The sequence below is a fragment of the Rhizobium sp. A22-96 genome (genome assembly GCF_053521805.1).
This window is the reverse complement of the sequence record NZ_JBNWDQ010000003.1, coordinates 774,769-788,317: the sequence shown is the minus strand read 5'-3', so window position 1 is coordinate 788,317 and position 13,549 is coordinate 774,769. Positions and strand designations below refer to the sequence as shown.

Annotated in this window: 15 protein-coding genes and 1 tRNA gene; 9 read left to right on the top strand and 7 right to left on the bottom strand. The window is 55.4% G+C overall.

From position 1 onward, the window contains the following. Nucleotides 1–205: 205 nt before the first annotated feature. Both cysC and ACQZ6F_RS16645 read left to right on the top strand, forming a co-directional pair. Nucleotides 206–853, top strand: a complete 648-nt coding sequence (gene cysC, locus ACQZ6F_RS16650; protein ID WP_449093332.1) for an adenylyl-sulfate kinase — start codon at nucleotides 206–208, stop codon at nucleotides 851–853. 825 nt (nucleotides 854–1,678) lie between these two features. Beyond that, complete coding sequence (locus ACQZ6F_RS16645; RefSeq protein WP_449093333.1) at nucleotides 1,679–1,933, top strand: hypothetical protein; 255 nt, start codon at nucleotides 1,679–1,681, stop codon at nucleotides 1,931–1,933. Nucleotides 1,934–2,733: 800 nt separating this feature from the next. On the opposite strand, the gene ACQZ6F_RS16640 is transcribed toward ACQZ6F_RS16645, so the two are convergent. Beyond that, nucleotides 2,734–3,375 (bottom strand): DapH/DapD/GlmU-related protein, encoded by a 642-nt coding sequence (locus tag ACQZ6F_RS16640; protein ID WP_449093334.1) that lies wholly within the window; start codon nucleotides 3,373–3,375, stop codon nucleotides 2,734–2,736. A 130-nt stretch (nucleotides 3,376–3,505) separates the two neighbouring features. On the opposite strand from ACQZ6F_RS16640, the gene ACQZ6F_RS16635 reads away from it, so the two are divergent. The 3 genes from ACQZ6F_RS16635 (at nucleotide 3,506) to ACQZ6F_RS16625 (ending at nucleotide 6,390) form a co-directional block, all read left to right on the top strand. Next, nucleotides 3,506–3,958 (top strand): acetyltransferase, encoded by a 453-nt coding sequence (locus tag ACQZ6F_RS16635; RefSeq protein WP_449093335.1) that lies wholly within the window; start codon nucleotides 3,506–3,508, stop codon nucleotides 3,956–3,958. Between the two features lie 785 nt (nucleotides 3,959–4,743). Next, on the top strand, nucleotides 4,744–5,850 hold the full coding sequence (locus tag ACQZ6F_RS16630) for a porin (protein WP_077469767.1): 1,107 nt from the start codon (nucleotides 4,744–4,746) through the stop codon (nucleotides 5,848–5,850). A gap of 375 nt (nucleotides 5,851–6,225) precedes the next feature. After that, the gene (locus tag ACQZ6F_RS16625; protein WP_449093336.1) at nucleotides 6,226–6,390 is read left to right on the top strand and encodes a hypothetical protein; all 165 of its coding nucleotides are present in this window, start codon (nucleotides 6,226–6,228) and stop codon (nucleotides 6,388–6,390) included. A 177-nt stretch (nucleotides 6,391–6,567) separates the two neighbouring features. Here ACQZ6F_RS16625 and ACQZ6F_RS16620 read toward each other — a convergent pair whose 3' ends face one another. From ACQZ6F_RS16620 to ACQZ6F_RS16600, 5 genes are all read right to left on the bottom strand, one after another. Next, nucleotides 6,568–6,741: a hypothetical protein gene (locus ACQZ6F_RS16620; protein ID WP_169055449.1), complete on the bottom strand. Its 174-nt coding sequence runs from the start codon at nucleotides 6,739–6,741 to the stop codon at nucleotides 6,568–6,570. A gap of 309 nt (nucleotides 6,742–7,050) precedes the next feature. Further along, a complete protein-coding gene (locus ACQZ6F_RS16615; RefSeq protein ID WP_449093337.1) occupies nucleotides 7,051–7,455 on the bottom strand; it encodes a DoxX family protein in 405 nt (134 codons plus the stop codon). A 343-nt stretch (nucleotides 7,456–7,798) separates the two neighbouring features. Further along, nucleotides 7,799–8,035, bottom strand: a complete 237-nt coding sequence (locus tag ACQZ6F_RS16610) for a hypothetical protein (RefSeq protein WP_449093338.1) — start codon at nucleotides 8,033–8,035, stop codon at nucleotides 7,799–7,801. A 47-nt stretch (nucleotides 8,036–8,082) separates the two neighbouring features. Next, complete coding sequence (locus ACQZ6F_RS16605) at nucleotides 8,083–8,484, bottom strand: hypothetical protein (protein WP_449093339.1); 402 nt, start codon at nucleotides 8,482–8,484, stop codon at nucleotides 8,083–8,085. A gap of 193 nt (nucleotides 8,485–8,677) precedes the next feature. After that, a tRNA-Asn gene (locus tag ACQZ6F_RS16600) sits at nucleotides 8,678–8,752 on the bottom strand. 116 nt (nucleotides 8,753–8,868) lie between these two features. On the opposite strand from ACQZ6F_RS16600, the gene ACQZ6F_RS16595 reads away from it, so the two are divergent. Then, on the top strand, nucleotides 8,869–9,180 hold the full coding sequence (locus tag ACQZ6F_RS16595; RefSeq protein ID WP_449093698.1) for a hypothetical protein: 312 nt from the start codon (nucleotides 8,869–8,871) through the stop codon (nucleotides 9,178–9,180). Between the two features lie 7 nt (nucleotides 9,181–9,187). Here ACQZ6F_RS16595 and ACQZ6F_RS16590 read toward each other — a convergent pair whose 3' ends face one another. Further along, nucleotides 9,188–9,745, bottom strand: a complete 558-nt coding sequence (locus ACQZ6F_RS16590) for a sugar O-acetyltransferase (protein ID WP_449093340.1) — start codon at nucleotides 9,743–9,745, stop codon at nucleotides 9,188–9,190. 325 nt (nucleotides 9,746–10,070) lie between these two features. Between ACQZ6F_RS16590 and ACQZ6F_RS16585 the strand changes: the two genes are divergently transcribed. The 3 genes from ACQZ6F_RS16585 to ACQZ6F_RS16575 all read left to right on the top strand — a co-directional run bounded on the left by ACQZ6F_RS16585 (nucleotide 10,071) and on the right by ACQZ6F_RS16575 (nucleotide 13,328). Further along, a complete protein-coding gene (locus ACQZ6F_RS16585) occupies nucleotides 10,071–11,423 on the top strand; it encodes an extracellular solute-binding protein (RefSeq protein WP_449093341.1) in 1,353 nt (450 codons plus the stop codon). Between the two features lie 98 nt (nucleotides 11,424–11,521). After that, on the top strand, nucleotides 11,522–12,406 hold the full coding sequence (locus ACQZ6F_RS16580; RefSeq protein WP_449093342.1) for a carbohydrate ABC transporter permease: 885 nt from the start codon (nucleotides 11,522–11,524) through the stop codon (nucleotides 12,404–12,406). 7 nt (nucleotides 12,407–12,413) lie between these two features. Then, on the top strand, nucleotides 12,414–13,328 hold the full coding sequence (locus tag ACQZ6F_RS16575; protein ID WP_449093343.1) for an ABC transporter permease subunit: 915 nt from the start codon (nucleotides 12,414–12,416) through the stop codon (nucleotides 13,326–13,328). Nucleotides 13,329–13,549 lie beyond the last annotated feature (221 nt).

Below are 13,549 nucleotides of genomic sequence, written 5' to 3'. Positions count from 1 at the left end.
ATGGAGCTAAGATTACCTCTCAATGAAATTGAGGGTGGCGCATAAAAAATCTCATCGCCACGGAGGAGAGATAAAATCGTGCGTGTTTGCGACTCTGTAGTGCTACTAAGCACTGGAATTGAGTGTTAGCAATTTCGTTTTTTTCAGAAGAGAATGTTTTGATGCATAAATGAGAACGTATTGAGATCCTGGAAGATCTGCATCTATGAATCGAATTTCCAATACAATGCTTGAAATTGAAGCAGAAACTAATAGAAATTGTGAGACGAGAATCGTTACATATCAAGACTTTGAAGTTTCGAGAGAAACTCGCGCGAAAATGAAAGGGCAGAAGCCCGCTATTATATGGCTCACCGGGCTCTCGGGCGCGGGCAAGTCCACCATCGCCAATCTGCTTGAAAAGCGCCTTATTGCTGAGGGCAAGCATGTTTTTATTTTGGACGGAGACAATGTCCGACACGGCCTTAACAAGGATTTAGACTTTTCTGATGAATCACGTGCAGAGAATGTGAGGAGAGTCGCTGAGGTGGCACGCCTCATGGCTGAAGCCGGACTCATTGTAATCGTGGCCTTGATTTCCCCTTTCCAAAAGGAGCGGAAATTAGCACGAGAAATCGCAGGTGACGTGATTTTTATCGAGACATATGTAAGTACGTCGCTAGAAATCTGCGAAGCGCGTGACGCGAAGGGCCTTTACGACCGTGCGCGTGCCGGCGAGATCAAAAACTTCACAGGTATAGATAGCGCATTTGAAATACCGGATTGCCCAGACATAGTGCTTGATGCAGGCAAAACCTCAGCTACTGAAGCAGTGAATAGGCTATATTCTCATCTGAGATTGACGATCTTTTAGCTGCTAGAAGCTTACTGATATCAAATGAACATATAGGCGCAGGCATCGTGCTTTTGTCGACTGATAAAGCCTCATTGGGAGCACTGGACTGTATAGCGGCCCGGCCAACAGCTGATCAAAGCAGCTGCAATCGCAATTTTTCTGCGCTTGCTTTTCCAAGTCCGCATGAACAAAGCTAAACATTAGACATATTGCATCTGCCCAGATCCGCCGAGCCGATACCAGGAGTGCCAGTCTTGTTCCTCTTGGGGACGTAGGCACCCGATACTGTTGTCATAAGAATATCAACCGGTTCGTGGTGGTCTCGAAAACTTTGAAGCGATCCAACAACGATTGACCCTTTGGGCCACGTGGGCGAAATTCCGACGACAGGCCGTCTTGAAGTTCCAAAGGTGTCGAGTTTGTTTTGATGTATGGGCTTGTTGCATCGCCAATTCTCAATTGCGTCGCAGGTTAATTTCGCGCCCGACTCATGTTTGTCTTCCTGCCTTGCACATACGCCGCCATCGTGTTCTTCTTGAAAGGAACGAATATTGAGAAACGACGCAGTAACGCCGACGGATAGGTGTCACCTCTTCCCGATCTGATTTAAATGGTTCGCAAAAGCCCACGCAGCGATCCTCTTGCGGGTAACACACCACGATCCCAGATCTCGTTGCCTATCGGCGAAGCAAAAAGCCGGAGCGTTGCCACATTATAGCCTTGGCAAAAGCGCTGTCGGGGTAGTACTGGGTGACGCGGTCCTTCGGTCTCCATGCCGTCGGATTGGCTATCGCAATTCGCAATCCGAATTTTCTGTCGAAACTAAAGACGAGGAACAGCAATTTGGAAGTGAAAGGTGACATGGCGTTCGAGCGGCTTGTCGAGGAGATCATGGACAAATGTTTGGGTGGAATTCCTACCCTGAGCCAAGTCTCTGCGGAAGCGGTTCGACAGGGCCTGCGGTTGGTGGTCTCGATCAACGTTCGGGTCGAGATGGAGCAAGAGCATTGCGCCAACGTCGACTGCGCCCAATTAGCTCGATTTGAGCTGGATAAGTACCACGAAACACGGGCGGGAGCGCTCGAGTTTCATATTTGAGTGTTTTCGACCTCGATGTGGCCGGCGCGAATTAGGATCGCTGGTTTGCGTAGGCTACGATGCTCTCCCTCAGCTTAGCCTTTTGCCCGACCGCCATGTCATCCCACCAGTCTGTCGCAGAGCTCTTCGAAGCTTCCGTTTTGCATGTCGTTGCCCAATAGGGCCGATTGTTGTCGGTATTTTATATAGCGCCGACAAGCTCTCCGCTATCCGGCTCTATTGACGAATTGCCTAACCAGGAGGGCGAACTTGCCCGCGCATTCGGCTTGCCTGCGTGCCGAAGAATAATGTGATCGCGGCGCGCACGAATAACCCGCTTCTCGCCATGGTGATATAGTCAGTACCTGGCTATACATCCCATCGGATGGTTGTGCGTTATGAAATTCCACCTACGATCCATTCCGCTACCTCCTAATACTTTGGCGTGGCCGGCTGTTTCAGTTTAGAGACTGCATTACGCATGATCGCACCTAGGCACGCCTCGATTTTGACGACAGAGACGACCTTGCCGATCTGCTTGATCTACTCATTTTTCGTGCCGGCGAACTGAGGTGAATTCGTCTGTAGTAGTGAGACCTCCATTCGTCTCCCACCACTTTTGGCGATCTCTCCGATTCTCCTCTCCCTCTATAATTGCGTAAGAAAGTGAATTTTTTCGGTATTTTCAGACTTGCCAATTTGTTCGCTCTATACATTCGGAGAATGTCGCTCGACTTGGGGGCATCTAACATAGCGGCCGATTTGTCGCTGGAGCCGACGGCTTCCGAAAGATCTTGAAATCATGATCGCAATCTCGGTGATCAGCCGATTTTCGACCAGCGTTCGCAGAAGGATTCGATGTTGGTGGATTGGAAGTCTTCAAGACGCTCCATTATGGTTTCGAACGGCCAATCCCACCACGCAATATCATTCAGCTTCGCCGCGACGGACGCACTGAATCGCTCACGGATCAAGCGAGCCGGGACGCCTCCAACGATCGTATAGGGCGAGACGTCCTTGGTAACGACGGCTCCGGCCGCCAGTACCGCTCCATTCCCAACTGTGACACCGGGCAGAACGATCACGCCATGCCCTATCCAAACATCGTGGCCGATAGTCACACGGTCGGCATGGCGTTTTTCAAAGAAAGCAAGATCGCGTGTCGCGTCTGCCGAATAATATTCCGGGCAATAGGTGAAACGATGCATTGAGGGACGATCGATCGGATGATTGGGCGCACCGATTCTCACCTCGGCGGCAATGGCGCAGAAGCGCCCTATCTCGGCATCGGCAACCGTGCAACGAGGCCCGAGATAAGAGAAATCGCCGAGTTGCGTAGAATGCAGAGAGGTATCTGCGAGAACCTCGCAACGATCACCTATGATCGAGTCTCTGATCCTTGCAGTAGGGTCAACGATCGACTTGGCGATTTTGGGCTGGGTCTTGTCGGAAACGTGGGTCATGAGTTGCCGTCTAGCGGCTCCTCATGAAGGCCCCGTGACACGAACCACACGCGCAAGCAGTCTTTACGCATTCCGACGGAGATCCTAAACGAGCACCTGAGAATCATAAAAAGACATGAGAGAGGCTGACATGTTCCAGTTGCGACAAGCCAAACCGGCCGACATAGCGCGTAACTATGAGGTATGGCGGACGGCCGTCGAAGCCACCCATCATTTTCTCAGTGACTCGGATCTGGAGGCGATCGGGAAGATGGTGCTGGAGGATTACCTGTCGAATGCCGAATTCACAGTGGCTGTCGATGGTGACGATACATCCCACGCCTTCCTGGGAACCTCCGGAAACCATATCGACGCGCTTTTCGTTCATGCGGAAAGCAGAGGCGCAGGCTTAGGACGTCTTCTTCTCGACACTTTCCGAACAGGAAAAGACGTCGTTACCGTCGATGTCAACGAGCAGAATCCGACGGCGGTGGGCTTTTACGAAAGGTTGGGGTTCAAGGTGACGGGCCGTTCGGAGCTTGACGACCAGGGCCGTCCCTTCCCGATCCTCCATATGCGATGGGAAAGCGCAGTGACCACCTAAGTCGTTGCGTCGCGCGGTTCGGAGGATAGACCGTTCGTCGGAAGCCATCGTTAACTGCCGCCGTCATTCCCTTGTGGTGAGTCAATCCGGTGAGACACGGATTCGAACTCGTTTCGAACCATTTTGAAACGGTATCCATTGCGCAGCTCCGTTTCCTAACGGGGCCGCGTTCGTGCCAGCCCATTCAGGTAGGTTATACACACCTACGGTAGATGTTAGCTTCATTGCTACCGGTTTGGATGCCACCCCTGAACCGGACAGTCCCGCGCCCGATGAGACTACGCCCCCAGTAGTCTCATCGGGCGCACTGCTATCGTTTCGCGCCGGATATGCGGATGCGCAGATCAGAGCAGCTCCATCATTCTCGTTGCCGCTGATATAAACACTCCTGAACACATGCCGGATCGATCCGGAACGCAAACGACACAATGCGATTGCCGCGCATCTCCGACTCGCCCTCCCCGGCATCGTTCCGGCGACGCCGTTCAGGACTTGCAGCCCAAAGACAGCCCTTGTTTTCGGTGTCGCCAATTGGGCGCAAAATGGCCACATAGTCGGCTCAGTCGGCGAATTGCGTCATTTTTGCAACAAACTTTTTTTTCGGATAGCGCACATATAGTTCGCCAGTCTTAGTATCTTGCCAAATCAGTGAAGCAGGTTCAGGAAATAGTTCGCGGGGCTTATTACTTCGCACCTACTGATAGGGAACATGAACGGGATGGGGTTGGGCACGCCGCTTCGGCGGCGCGAAATCTCAGGCCCAATCAAGAAAGATTGGAGTTATTATGAACATCAAGAGCCTTCTTCTCGGCTCCGCTGCTGCCCTGGCAGCAGTATCCGGTGCTCATGCAGCTGACGCTATCGTTGCTGCTGAGCCGGAGCCGCTGGAATACGTTCGCATCTGCGACGCCTACGGTGCAGGCTACTTCTTCATCCCGGGTACGGAAACCTGCCTCAAGATCGGCGGCAAGGTTCGTACGGAAGGTGAATGGTACAACGCCTATAACCGTGACAGCCATCAGGGCACGCTGTGGCACACTCGTGCTGAGCTGAACGTCGACACCGCGACCGACACCGAATACGGCCCGCTGAAGACCGAAACCATCGTTCGTTGGGACTGGAATGACGGCGGCTCCACCAGCACCAACCTGCTGTGGTCCTACATCAGCCTCGGCGGCTTCACGGTTGGTAAGAAAGACTCGCAGTACAACCTGTACATGGGTTATGCCGGCGACGTCATCAACGACGACGTGATCTATGACGGTCCGTACGAACTCAACCAGTTGACCTATGAATATGACGGCGGCAACGGCTTCTCGGCTGTGATCTCGCTCGAAGATTCCAACTCTGCTACGACCGGCTCGGCATCTTACGGCGCCAGCTTCTGGACGGACGACAAGACCAACCACTACGCTCCTGACGTTGTTGGCGGTCTCGGCTTCAAGTCCGGTGCATGGGGCTTCAAGGTCGTTGGCGGTTATGACTCGATCGTCAAGGAAGGCGCCATCAAGGCTCGCGTAGACGCTGACTTCGGCGCATTCACGGCCTTCTTGATGGGCGGCTACAACACCGACGGCGACAAGCTCAACAAGTATGCCGGCACCAACCAGGACGTTTCGGCCTGCACGGCGCCGAATGGCACCGTCAACGCATCGAAGTGCGGCTGGGGTGACTGGGCAGTTTGGGGCGGCGTTGGCGTTCCGGTCAATGAAAAGCTGAAGTGGAACCTCCAGCTCGCTTACACCGACTCGAAGATGTTCGAAGCCACCACGAACCTGAAGTTCAATCCGGTTAAGAACCTCCTCGTCGAGCCGGAACTGACCTACGTTCACTACGACTACGCCCACGACGACACCGTTTCGGGCATCCTGCGTTTCGAACGCAACTTCTAACCTGATCAGATTTGACCTCCGATCAGAGAAGGAAGGGGGCCGGCTTTCCCTGCCGGCCCCCTTTTTTTTATGCGCTGAACTCCTGAAATCGCAAGCATGACCATCCATCACCGCGTGTCGTGACGAATCCCGATCAACCAGAAAGGGGAACCTTGTCGCACCCACAGCGTTTACGGTGAAAGGGACGTGCCTAAGAAGGAGTTACCGACTTGAAACATCTTGCTTCAATCGCCTTGACCGCCGCTTTGGCCGTGGGGTCCTTATTATCTGTTGCCCTGCCCGCCTCGGCAGCGCCTTTCGGCAGCCCATCGGCGCCGAATAGCTCTAACATCATTCTGGTCCAGGACCATGGCACACGCTGGCACCCGGACTCGTATGACGATCGCCGTCATTGGCGCGATCGTGATCGCCGCCATTGGCGTGGCGACCGCGGCTGGGATCGTCGCGACAGGGATCGTTACTGGTCCGACGACAGGCGCTACCGTCACCGCCACCATAGTGGCGTTATATTTGAAATACGCCCCTGACGCCTCTGATTGATGGATCCTGGTGTAACGATCAACGGCCAACCGTTTGGCTCCCAGGCGCCCGCGATTTGAACCACCATCTGGCTTGAGATCTTCAAGCCTGGAAAAGCTAACGGCCGCTACCGGTGATTTCGGTAGCGGCCGACTTGCTGTCAAAAGGGAATTTCCGATAGTTCGAAGCTTCTACCGATTAACGGCAGACGCGTACCTTGCGTACGACCCAGTGGCCATGAACCTTATGCTTCACCTTCTTAATGTGGCAATGTTGATGGTGACGATGATGCATCGGAGCTGCCTCGGCCGATGCGCTGACGGCAACGACCGATGCCAAAGCAAGTGCAGAAGCAAGAATCAGGTTTTTCATGTCGAACCTCTAAGCATTGGGGGACTATGCTGCGCGTATCGCGCACTACGTTCATGCGCCGGTTCATATTAACGCCACATGAACATTTTCTCACATTCACGAGAGCAACCATACCTTGAACCAAATTTCGTCGAAATACCACATACATCTGCACGAAAACTGTCGATAACGGCGTGTGAATTTACCACTTGTCGCAGTGGTCCAATTCCTGCCGGTTAAGGAGCTATGGTTAGCGAGCGATGAATCAGAGCAGGTGCAACATACTGTTGTTGCAACACAAAAAAGCCCTGGTGGTGTGGCGTTCGTTTTTCAGCCAGCCGCGACGCGAAAGGGCAGAAGGTCGCGAATCCGCTTGTCGCGAAGATAGAGACCACCCCAGGCCATGATACCTAAAACCAAACTGATAAGTTGTGGCGGAGACCCCACTTCTCCGAGGCGGAAATGGGTGCAGATCGCGCCACCAAAGAAGCCCGTCGTCAGGATGGCTCCCAGAACCGCGGTACGTGGAATCGCATAGAGAACTGCGCAGACGAGGATGATCAGGCCGAGCAATGTTGCCTGGCTGGTCGGGAAGCCCGATGCCTCCATCTCGGCACTGATCAGCGAGGGTGAAAAAAGATCTACGGCAGCATCGGCCGCCAATATGAGAATCACGATTGCGCTAACAACCCAACCAACCAACGCTCCCGTGCGAGAGCTCGTTTCCTCAACCATTGTATCCCCCAACATGCCGAACGCGGCCCATGTTCCCCGTACGCCCCATCAGCAGTCGGAAGAACGGCGGCAATCTGGCATGGGTGGGAAAGACAGGTCAACTACGCCACAAGCGGCATCGAGAAGGAAAATCGACGCTAAGTCAAATGCCTCGAATGCCATCGCACAGCTGCGTCGACGCAGCCCCTGCACTCTTCAAGTTTGTGACAAGAGAACGGCTGCGTGATCTCGCAGCAGCAGCGTGACGTCAATCGGCCGCCCGACCCCGTTCTAGATTAACGGCAGTCGCGTTCTTCTCTGGTCTCTATCGCATTCGTAAGGACAATCAAGTGCGATCGGCTCGCTACGAAAAGATTGCCCTCAATCTGTCCAGATCGACATTTCGGATATCGGCCGCCACTTCGGCGCCCGAATGGGCCTTGAACCACTCCACTGCTTCCCGCACGCGGTCGCCATGCGGCGGCGGATAGGCTCCGAGGCGCAAGACCCATTCACGGACGGTTTCCCTCTCCATGCGCCCCTTATCGTATCGGTCCCACACGCTCTTTGCCGACGTTATCAGATCATTGACTTTCGACATCTCACCAGCTCTCGTTTCATCCACCGCTCTCCGGCCGGCGTTACCCTTCAGTGAGGAGTTTGCGGCAAATCGCAAGATGCGATCGTGCTGTCGCCGCTGGCGGGCGACTTCAGATTGAGCTTCCAGGGAGCGGCACCGAAATATATCTGCTTTTCGACAAGCGAACTCACGATGGTCTGGCAAAGCTCCCGAGCGTCTCCGCCTGCGGTCGCAACTGAGACGGTGACCGTTTTCGCTTCCTCGGAGTAGGTGCAGGGAGACAGCGAGATTGTCGTGTCGACTGCGCGGCAAAGCGTTTTCGCATTCGTGACGGCTTCGGGTTCAGCTAAGGCGTGCCCGGCGCTCATCGATAGACACAACGCCAAAGTCATCAATCCACGCATCATCTCTAGCAATTCCTCAGATTCATGCTTTTCGCCGACACAAGCGCAAATGGCCCAGCTTCGCAACTGAAAAGACTTCCGTGGAATCCCTATCGATCGCGCAAGCGCCACCATCTCCAGGACAGTACCACATGGCGACGCGCCGCTGGCGATTTGATCGTCGTGCGCATATCATCCCAGATGGGAGTTTCAAAGGTAGTTAGAGAAGCAACATCCATGTTCTTTTGGATATAGCCAAGACCAGCTCTTTCAGAAAGAGTGGCTCCCCGGGCCGGATTCGAACCGGCGACCTGTCGATTAACAGTCGAATGCTCTACCGCTGAGCTACCAGGGAATGCGCTTGGCGCGGTGTGAGTGGGCTTCTACAAATGCTTTCCCGATTTGCCAAGCGGTTTTTTCAAAAAAATCGAATTCTCTTGCATTATTTCGCCGCCTCACCATTTCCTGTGGATGACTGATCAAAGCGGAACGACAGCAAATGCCGATCGAAATGGCCGGAAAACCCGCCGTTTCGGCATTGATCCCTCAACTCGCGAGCTTGTTTTCGGCTCTGTGAGAATTCCCCTACCCCGATCGCGGCTTGCGCGCCTCGGCGTCGGCATCGCTCTCATTTTTGGCGGCCTGCTTGGCTTCCTGCCGGTGCTTGGCTTCTGGATGCTGCCATTGGGCTTCATCGTGCTGTCGCATGATATGCCCACCGTGCGCCGCTGGCGCAGGCGATTTGCCGTGTGGTGGACGCGAAAGCGCCGCCCGGCAAGCTAGCCCCGCTTTATCTTACGCCGACCGGACGAGCGGGATTGCCCACAACGGTCGCGCCCGGCGCGACATCCCTGGTCACCACAGCGCCCGCGCCGATGATTGCGCCGTCGCCGATCGTCACGCCACCGACGAGGATCGCGCCACCACCAATCCACACGCTCCGGCCTATCGTGACCGGCCGCGCAATTTCCATGCCCTGCCCGCGCAGCGCCGCATCCTTGTGATGTTCCGCACAATATATATGGACGCCCGGCCCGAGCATGCTGCCGTCGCCGATGCGCACGCTGCCACTATCGAGAATGGTGCAGCCGGCATTCAGATAGACCCGGCTCCCCAGCGAAATGTTCATGCCGTAGGAGCAGTGGAACGGAGCCTCGATGAAAGCGCTCTCCCCGGCATCGGCAAAGAGCGCAGATAAAGCAGGCCCCATATTGCCGCGCTGCGACGGCAGCATGGTATTGTGCTGATGCACAGCATCGCGCGCGTGCCAGCGCAGGCTATCGAGTTCTGGATCGAAGCAACAATACCATTCGCCCGCCACCATCTTCTGCTTCTCACTCAGATCCATCGATCTCTTCCCCCAATGCTTTCAGGATTCGCCGTGGGTGATCATGCATCACCGTTCGGGCCGTCAGCAAGCAAGGTAATCGGCCACTTGCGAACAGGCGACAAGCCGGGCGCGAACCGTTGAATATTGCACGCCTTGATTAGCATTTTCTCAAATGTATAATCGATTGAAGAGCGCGCCCCGCCCCCCCTTACTTCGACTGAAAATGCCCGGCAACACGGGATTCTCGCCCTCAACAAACTGTCACACAGCTTGTCTATAACGCCGCTACCGCGGACTTGCGCAAGACCACCGGTTCCGAGCTTTCAAAAAGGAAATAGGGATTATGTCGAAACTTAAAAACTGCATTTCGGCTGCCGCCGCCGGCGTCATGAGCTTAGCGCTGGCCTTGCCTGCTGCTGCTGCTCCGACCAAGTTCGATTTCTGGTTCGGCCTGTCGGGCGACCTGGAACGCGTTGTTCAGACGATGTGCAAGAACTTCAATGACTCGCAGAAGGATTATGAAGTCTCCTGCGTCAGCCAGGGCAGCTACGACGCTGCTCTGCAGAACACCATTGCCGCCTTCCGTGCCGGCAAGCAGCCGACGATCGTTCAGGTCTATGACGTCGGCACCGCGACCATGATGCTTTCGGGCGCCTATCATTCCGTCACCAAGCTGATGGCTGAAAACGGTTACAAGGTCGACTGGAACGACTATTTCCCGGGTATCGCCCGTTACTACGCAACGTCGAAGGGCGAACTGCTGTCCTTCCCGTTCAACTCTTCGACCGCTCTGCTCTATTGGAACAAGGACGCTTTCGCCAAGATCGGCAAGACCGAAGCTCCGAAGACCTGGGAAGATGCCGCTGCCGACATGAAGGCACTGAAGGGCGCTGGTTATGATTGCCCGATGGCCATCAATATCTCCGGCAACGAAAGCTGGCAGCTGATGGAGCAGTTCTCTGCTATTCACGACCAGCCGGTCGCAACGAAGAACAACGGTTATGACGGCATCGACGCTCGCCTCACCGTCAACAAGACCAAGTTCGTCAAGTACGTTACCGACCTCAAGAGCTGGTACGATCAGGGCCTCATCAAGATCAAGTCGAAGGATCTCGGCCAGGATATGGTCCAGGCCTTTGCTTCTGGTGATTGCCAGATGATCCTCACCTCGGTCGGCGACCACGGCTCGATCACCAAGACCCAGAAGGCTGGCCTGAACTGGGATGTTGCCGAACTTCCGGTCTATGCCGGCACCGAGCGCAAGAACTCGCTCGTCGGCGGCGCATCGCTCTGGGTTCTCTCCGGCAAGTCCTCTGATGAATACAAGGGCGCTGCCGCGTTCCTAAACTTCATCGCCAAGCCGGAAACCGCCCTCTTCTGGTCGACCAACACCGGTTATATTCCGGTCACCAAGTCTGGCTTCAACTTCATGAAGTCCTCCGGCTTCTACGACAAGGCTCCCTACAAGGGCCGTGAAATCGCGATCGCCAGCTTGACCGCCTCCGAGCCGACCCCGATCACCCGCGGCGTTCGCCTCGGCAACTTCACGCAGATCCGCGCTGAATTCGGCAATCAGATGCAGGCCATTTTCGCCAACAAGGTCAGCGTTCAGGAAGGCATCGACAATCTGGTCAAGAATGGCGACGCCGTTCTCGATCGCTTCGAAGCTACCTACAAGGGCAAGCAGCTGCCTTAAGCAGCAAAGCTCGTGACAGGCGGCGTCCGCCGGGGTTTCCCGGCGGACGTTCGTTATGAGAGCAAGAATGGCATCGGAATCCCAAGCCGGAAGAGACCATGGAAAAGCGTATAACTTTCAGCAAATGGAGCGTTGGCATCCTGTTCGCAGTGCCGCAGCTGCTCCTCATCTTCACCTTTTTCTATTGGCCGGCCGGTCAAGCGGTCTTCTGGTCGTTGACGCTGCAGCAGCCCTGGGGCGGCGGCAACATCTGGGTCGGGCTCGACAATTTCAAAGCCATCCTCGCCAGTTCCGATTACTGGAACTCGGTTACGATCAGCATCATTTTCGCGGCCATCAGCACCAGCATTTCCATGGTTGGCGGCCTTGTCCTCGCAGCCCTGACCGATCGACAGCTGCGCGGCTCGAAATTCTACCGCGTCGTTCTGATCTGGCCCTATGGTATTGCTGCGCCCGCATCGGCAATGGCCTTCCGCTTCATTCTGGCGCCGGAAGCCGGCCTTATCGCGGTGGTCAATCAGTGGTGGCCGGGCATCTGGGATCCGGGCCTCGACGGCAACGCGGCCATGGCTTGCATCATCGCCGCCTTCTCGTGGAAATATATCGGCTATAGCTTCATCTTTTTCCTGGCGGCCTTCCAGGGCATTCCGCGCTCGCTGATGGAAGCAGCAGCGATGGATGGCTCCAGCGTGCTGCGGCGGTTCTGGGATGTCCAATTCCCGTTAATTACGCCGACGATCTTCTTCCTGCTGGTCATCAACATCACCGAGAGCTTCCAGGATTCATTCGGTATCGTCGACATCATGACATCAGGCGGGCCGCACAACTCGACCAACCTCATGGTCTACAAGATCTATTCCGACGGCTTCAAAGGCCTCGATTTTTCTGGTGCGGCGGCGCAGAGCATTGTTCTGATGCTGCTGATCATCGTGATTACCATTTTCCAGTTCCGCTTCATCGAGCGGCGCGTTCATTACCGTTGAGGCTGACATGGTCGAGCGCACACCTATCCTTAATTTCTTCACCCATCTGATCCTGTTCATCGGCTTCCTGGTGGCGGTGGGACCTTTGGCAATCGTCTCCATCGCCGCATCGCATAATCTGGCCGACGTCAACAAGGTTCCGATGTCGCTGATCCCCGGCTCGGACTTCTGGTTCAATCTGCAGACGGCCTGGACAACCGCCAATCTCGGACCCAAGCTGCTGAACAGCCTGATCTTCGCCAGCGGTGTTGCGGTGGGAAAAGTGCTGATTTCTGCGATCACTGCCTTTTCGCTGGTCTACTTTCGCTATCCGGGTCGCCATTTCATTTTCTGGCTGATCTTCATAACGCTGATGCTTCCGCTCGAAGTGCGCATCGTGCCGACCTATGCGGTCGCGGCGAACGTCTTGTCGCCCTATCAGGGGATCCTCGACGTCACCGGCATCAGTTGGCTCATCCAGAAGGTTACAGGCGTTGAAGTCGCGTTGAACCTCGGGTTGCTTAACTCCTCAATCGGCCTGATCCTGCCGCTGGTCGCGACCGCGACGGGTACATTCCTCTATCGTCAGTTCTTCCTGACGATACCGGACGAGCTAACCGAGGCCGCGCGCATGGACGGCGCCGGAGCACTGCGCTTCTTCGTTGACATCCTGCTGCCGCTGTCGCGCACCAACATGGCCGCACTTGGCACGATCATGTTTCTCGGATCCTGGAACCAGTATCTCTGGCCGCTGCTCGTCACCACCGATCCGGCGCACATGACGGCAGTGACCGAACTCAAGCAGCTCATCCCGAACATTGGTGGCCTTCCGGAATGGCATATCGCCATGGCAGGCACACTCATCGTCATGCTGCCACCGCTTGCCGTCGTCGTGCTGATGCAGCGCTGGTTCGTTCGCGGGCTCATCTCGACCGAGAAGTGATAAGTAGCCTGCCGCGCCTCATTATCGGGCGCGGCAGTTGCCCGCGCCGCCGGCGCCAAAGACATTAAATCCCCTCCCGCCTCCAGGCTTTTGTCGCTGCCTGACTGCGCACGCCACCCCACGCGCGTCTGTGGCGATGTTCGATTAATGCAATTTATTGCCCGAAAAATGCATTGTGACGCTCCTTCGTTGCCTGCATTTTTCACTGACTCAATCGGCTG

What these genes read in the sequence shown, in the direction of transcription:
- cysC (WP_449093332.1), top strand. Translation starts at nt 206, where the DNA reads ATGAATCGAATTTCCAATACAATGCTTGAAATTGAAGCAGAAACTAAT.
- ACQZ6F_RS16640 (WP_449093334.1), bottom strand. Translation starts at nt 3,375, where the DNA reads ATGACCCACGTTTCCGACAAGACCCAGCCCAAAATCGCCAAGTCGATC.
- ACQZ6F_RS16635 (WP_449093335.1), top strand. Translation starts at nt 3,506, where the DNA reads ATGTTCCAGTTGCGACAAGCCAAACCGGCCGACATAGCGCGTAACTAT.
- ACQZ6F_RS16630 (WP_077469767.1), top strand. Translation starts at nt 4,744, where the DNA reads ATGAACATCAAGAGCCTTCTTCTCGGCTCCGCTGCTGCCCTGGCAGCA.
- ACQZ6F_RS16625 (WP_449093336.1), top strand. Translation starts at nt 6,226, where the DNA reads ATGACGATCGCCGTCATTGGCGCGATCGTGATCGCCGCCATTGGCGTG.
- ACQZ6F_RS16620 (WP_169055449.1), bottom strand. Translation starts at nt 6,741, where the DNA reads ATGAAAAACCTGATTCTTGCTTCTGCACTTGCTTTGGCATCGGTCGTT.
- ACQZ6F_RS16615 (WP_449093337.1), bottom strand. Translation starts at nt 7,455, where the DNA reads ATGGTTGAGGAAACGAGCTCTCGCACGGGAGCGTTGGTTGGTTGGGTT.
- ACQZ6F_RS16610 (WP_449093338.1), bottom strand. Translation starts at nt 8,035, where the DNA reads ATGTCGAAAGTCAATGATCTGATAACGTCGGCAAAGAGCGTGTGGGAC.
- ACQZ6F_RS16595 (WP_449093698.1), top strand. Translation starts at nt 8,869, where the DNA reads ATGACTGATCAAAGCGGAACGACAGCAAATGCCGATCGAAATGGCCGG.
- ACQZ6F_RS16590 (WP_449093340.1), bottom strand. Translation starts at nt 9,745, where the DNA reads ATGGATCTGAGTGAGAAGCAGAAGATGGTGGCGGGCGAATGGTATTGT.
- ACQZ6F_RS16585 (WP_449093341.1), top strand. Translation starts at nt 10,071, where the DNA reads ATGTCGAAACTTAAAAACTGCATTTCGGCTGCCGCCGCCGGCGTCATG.
- ACQZ6F_RS16580 (WP_449093342.1), top strand. Translation starts at nt 11,522, where the DNA reads ATGGAAAAGCGTATAACTTTCAGCAAATGGAGCGTTGGCATCCTGTTC.
- ACQZ6F_RS16575 (WP_449093343.1), top strand. Translation starts at nt 12,414, where the DNA reads ATGGTCGAGCGCACACCTATCCTTAATTTCTTCACCCATCTGATCCTG.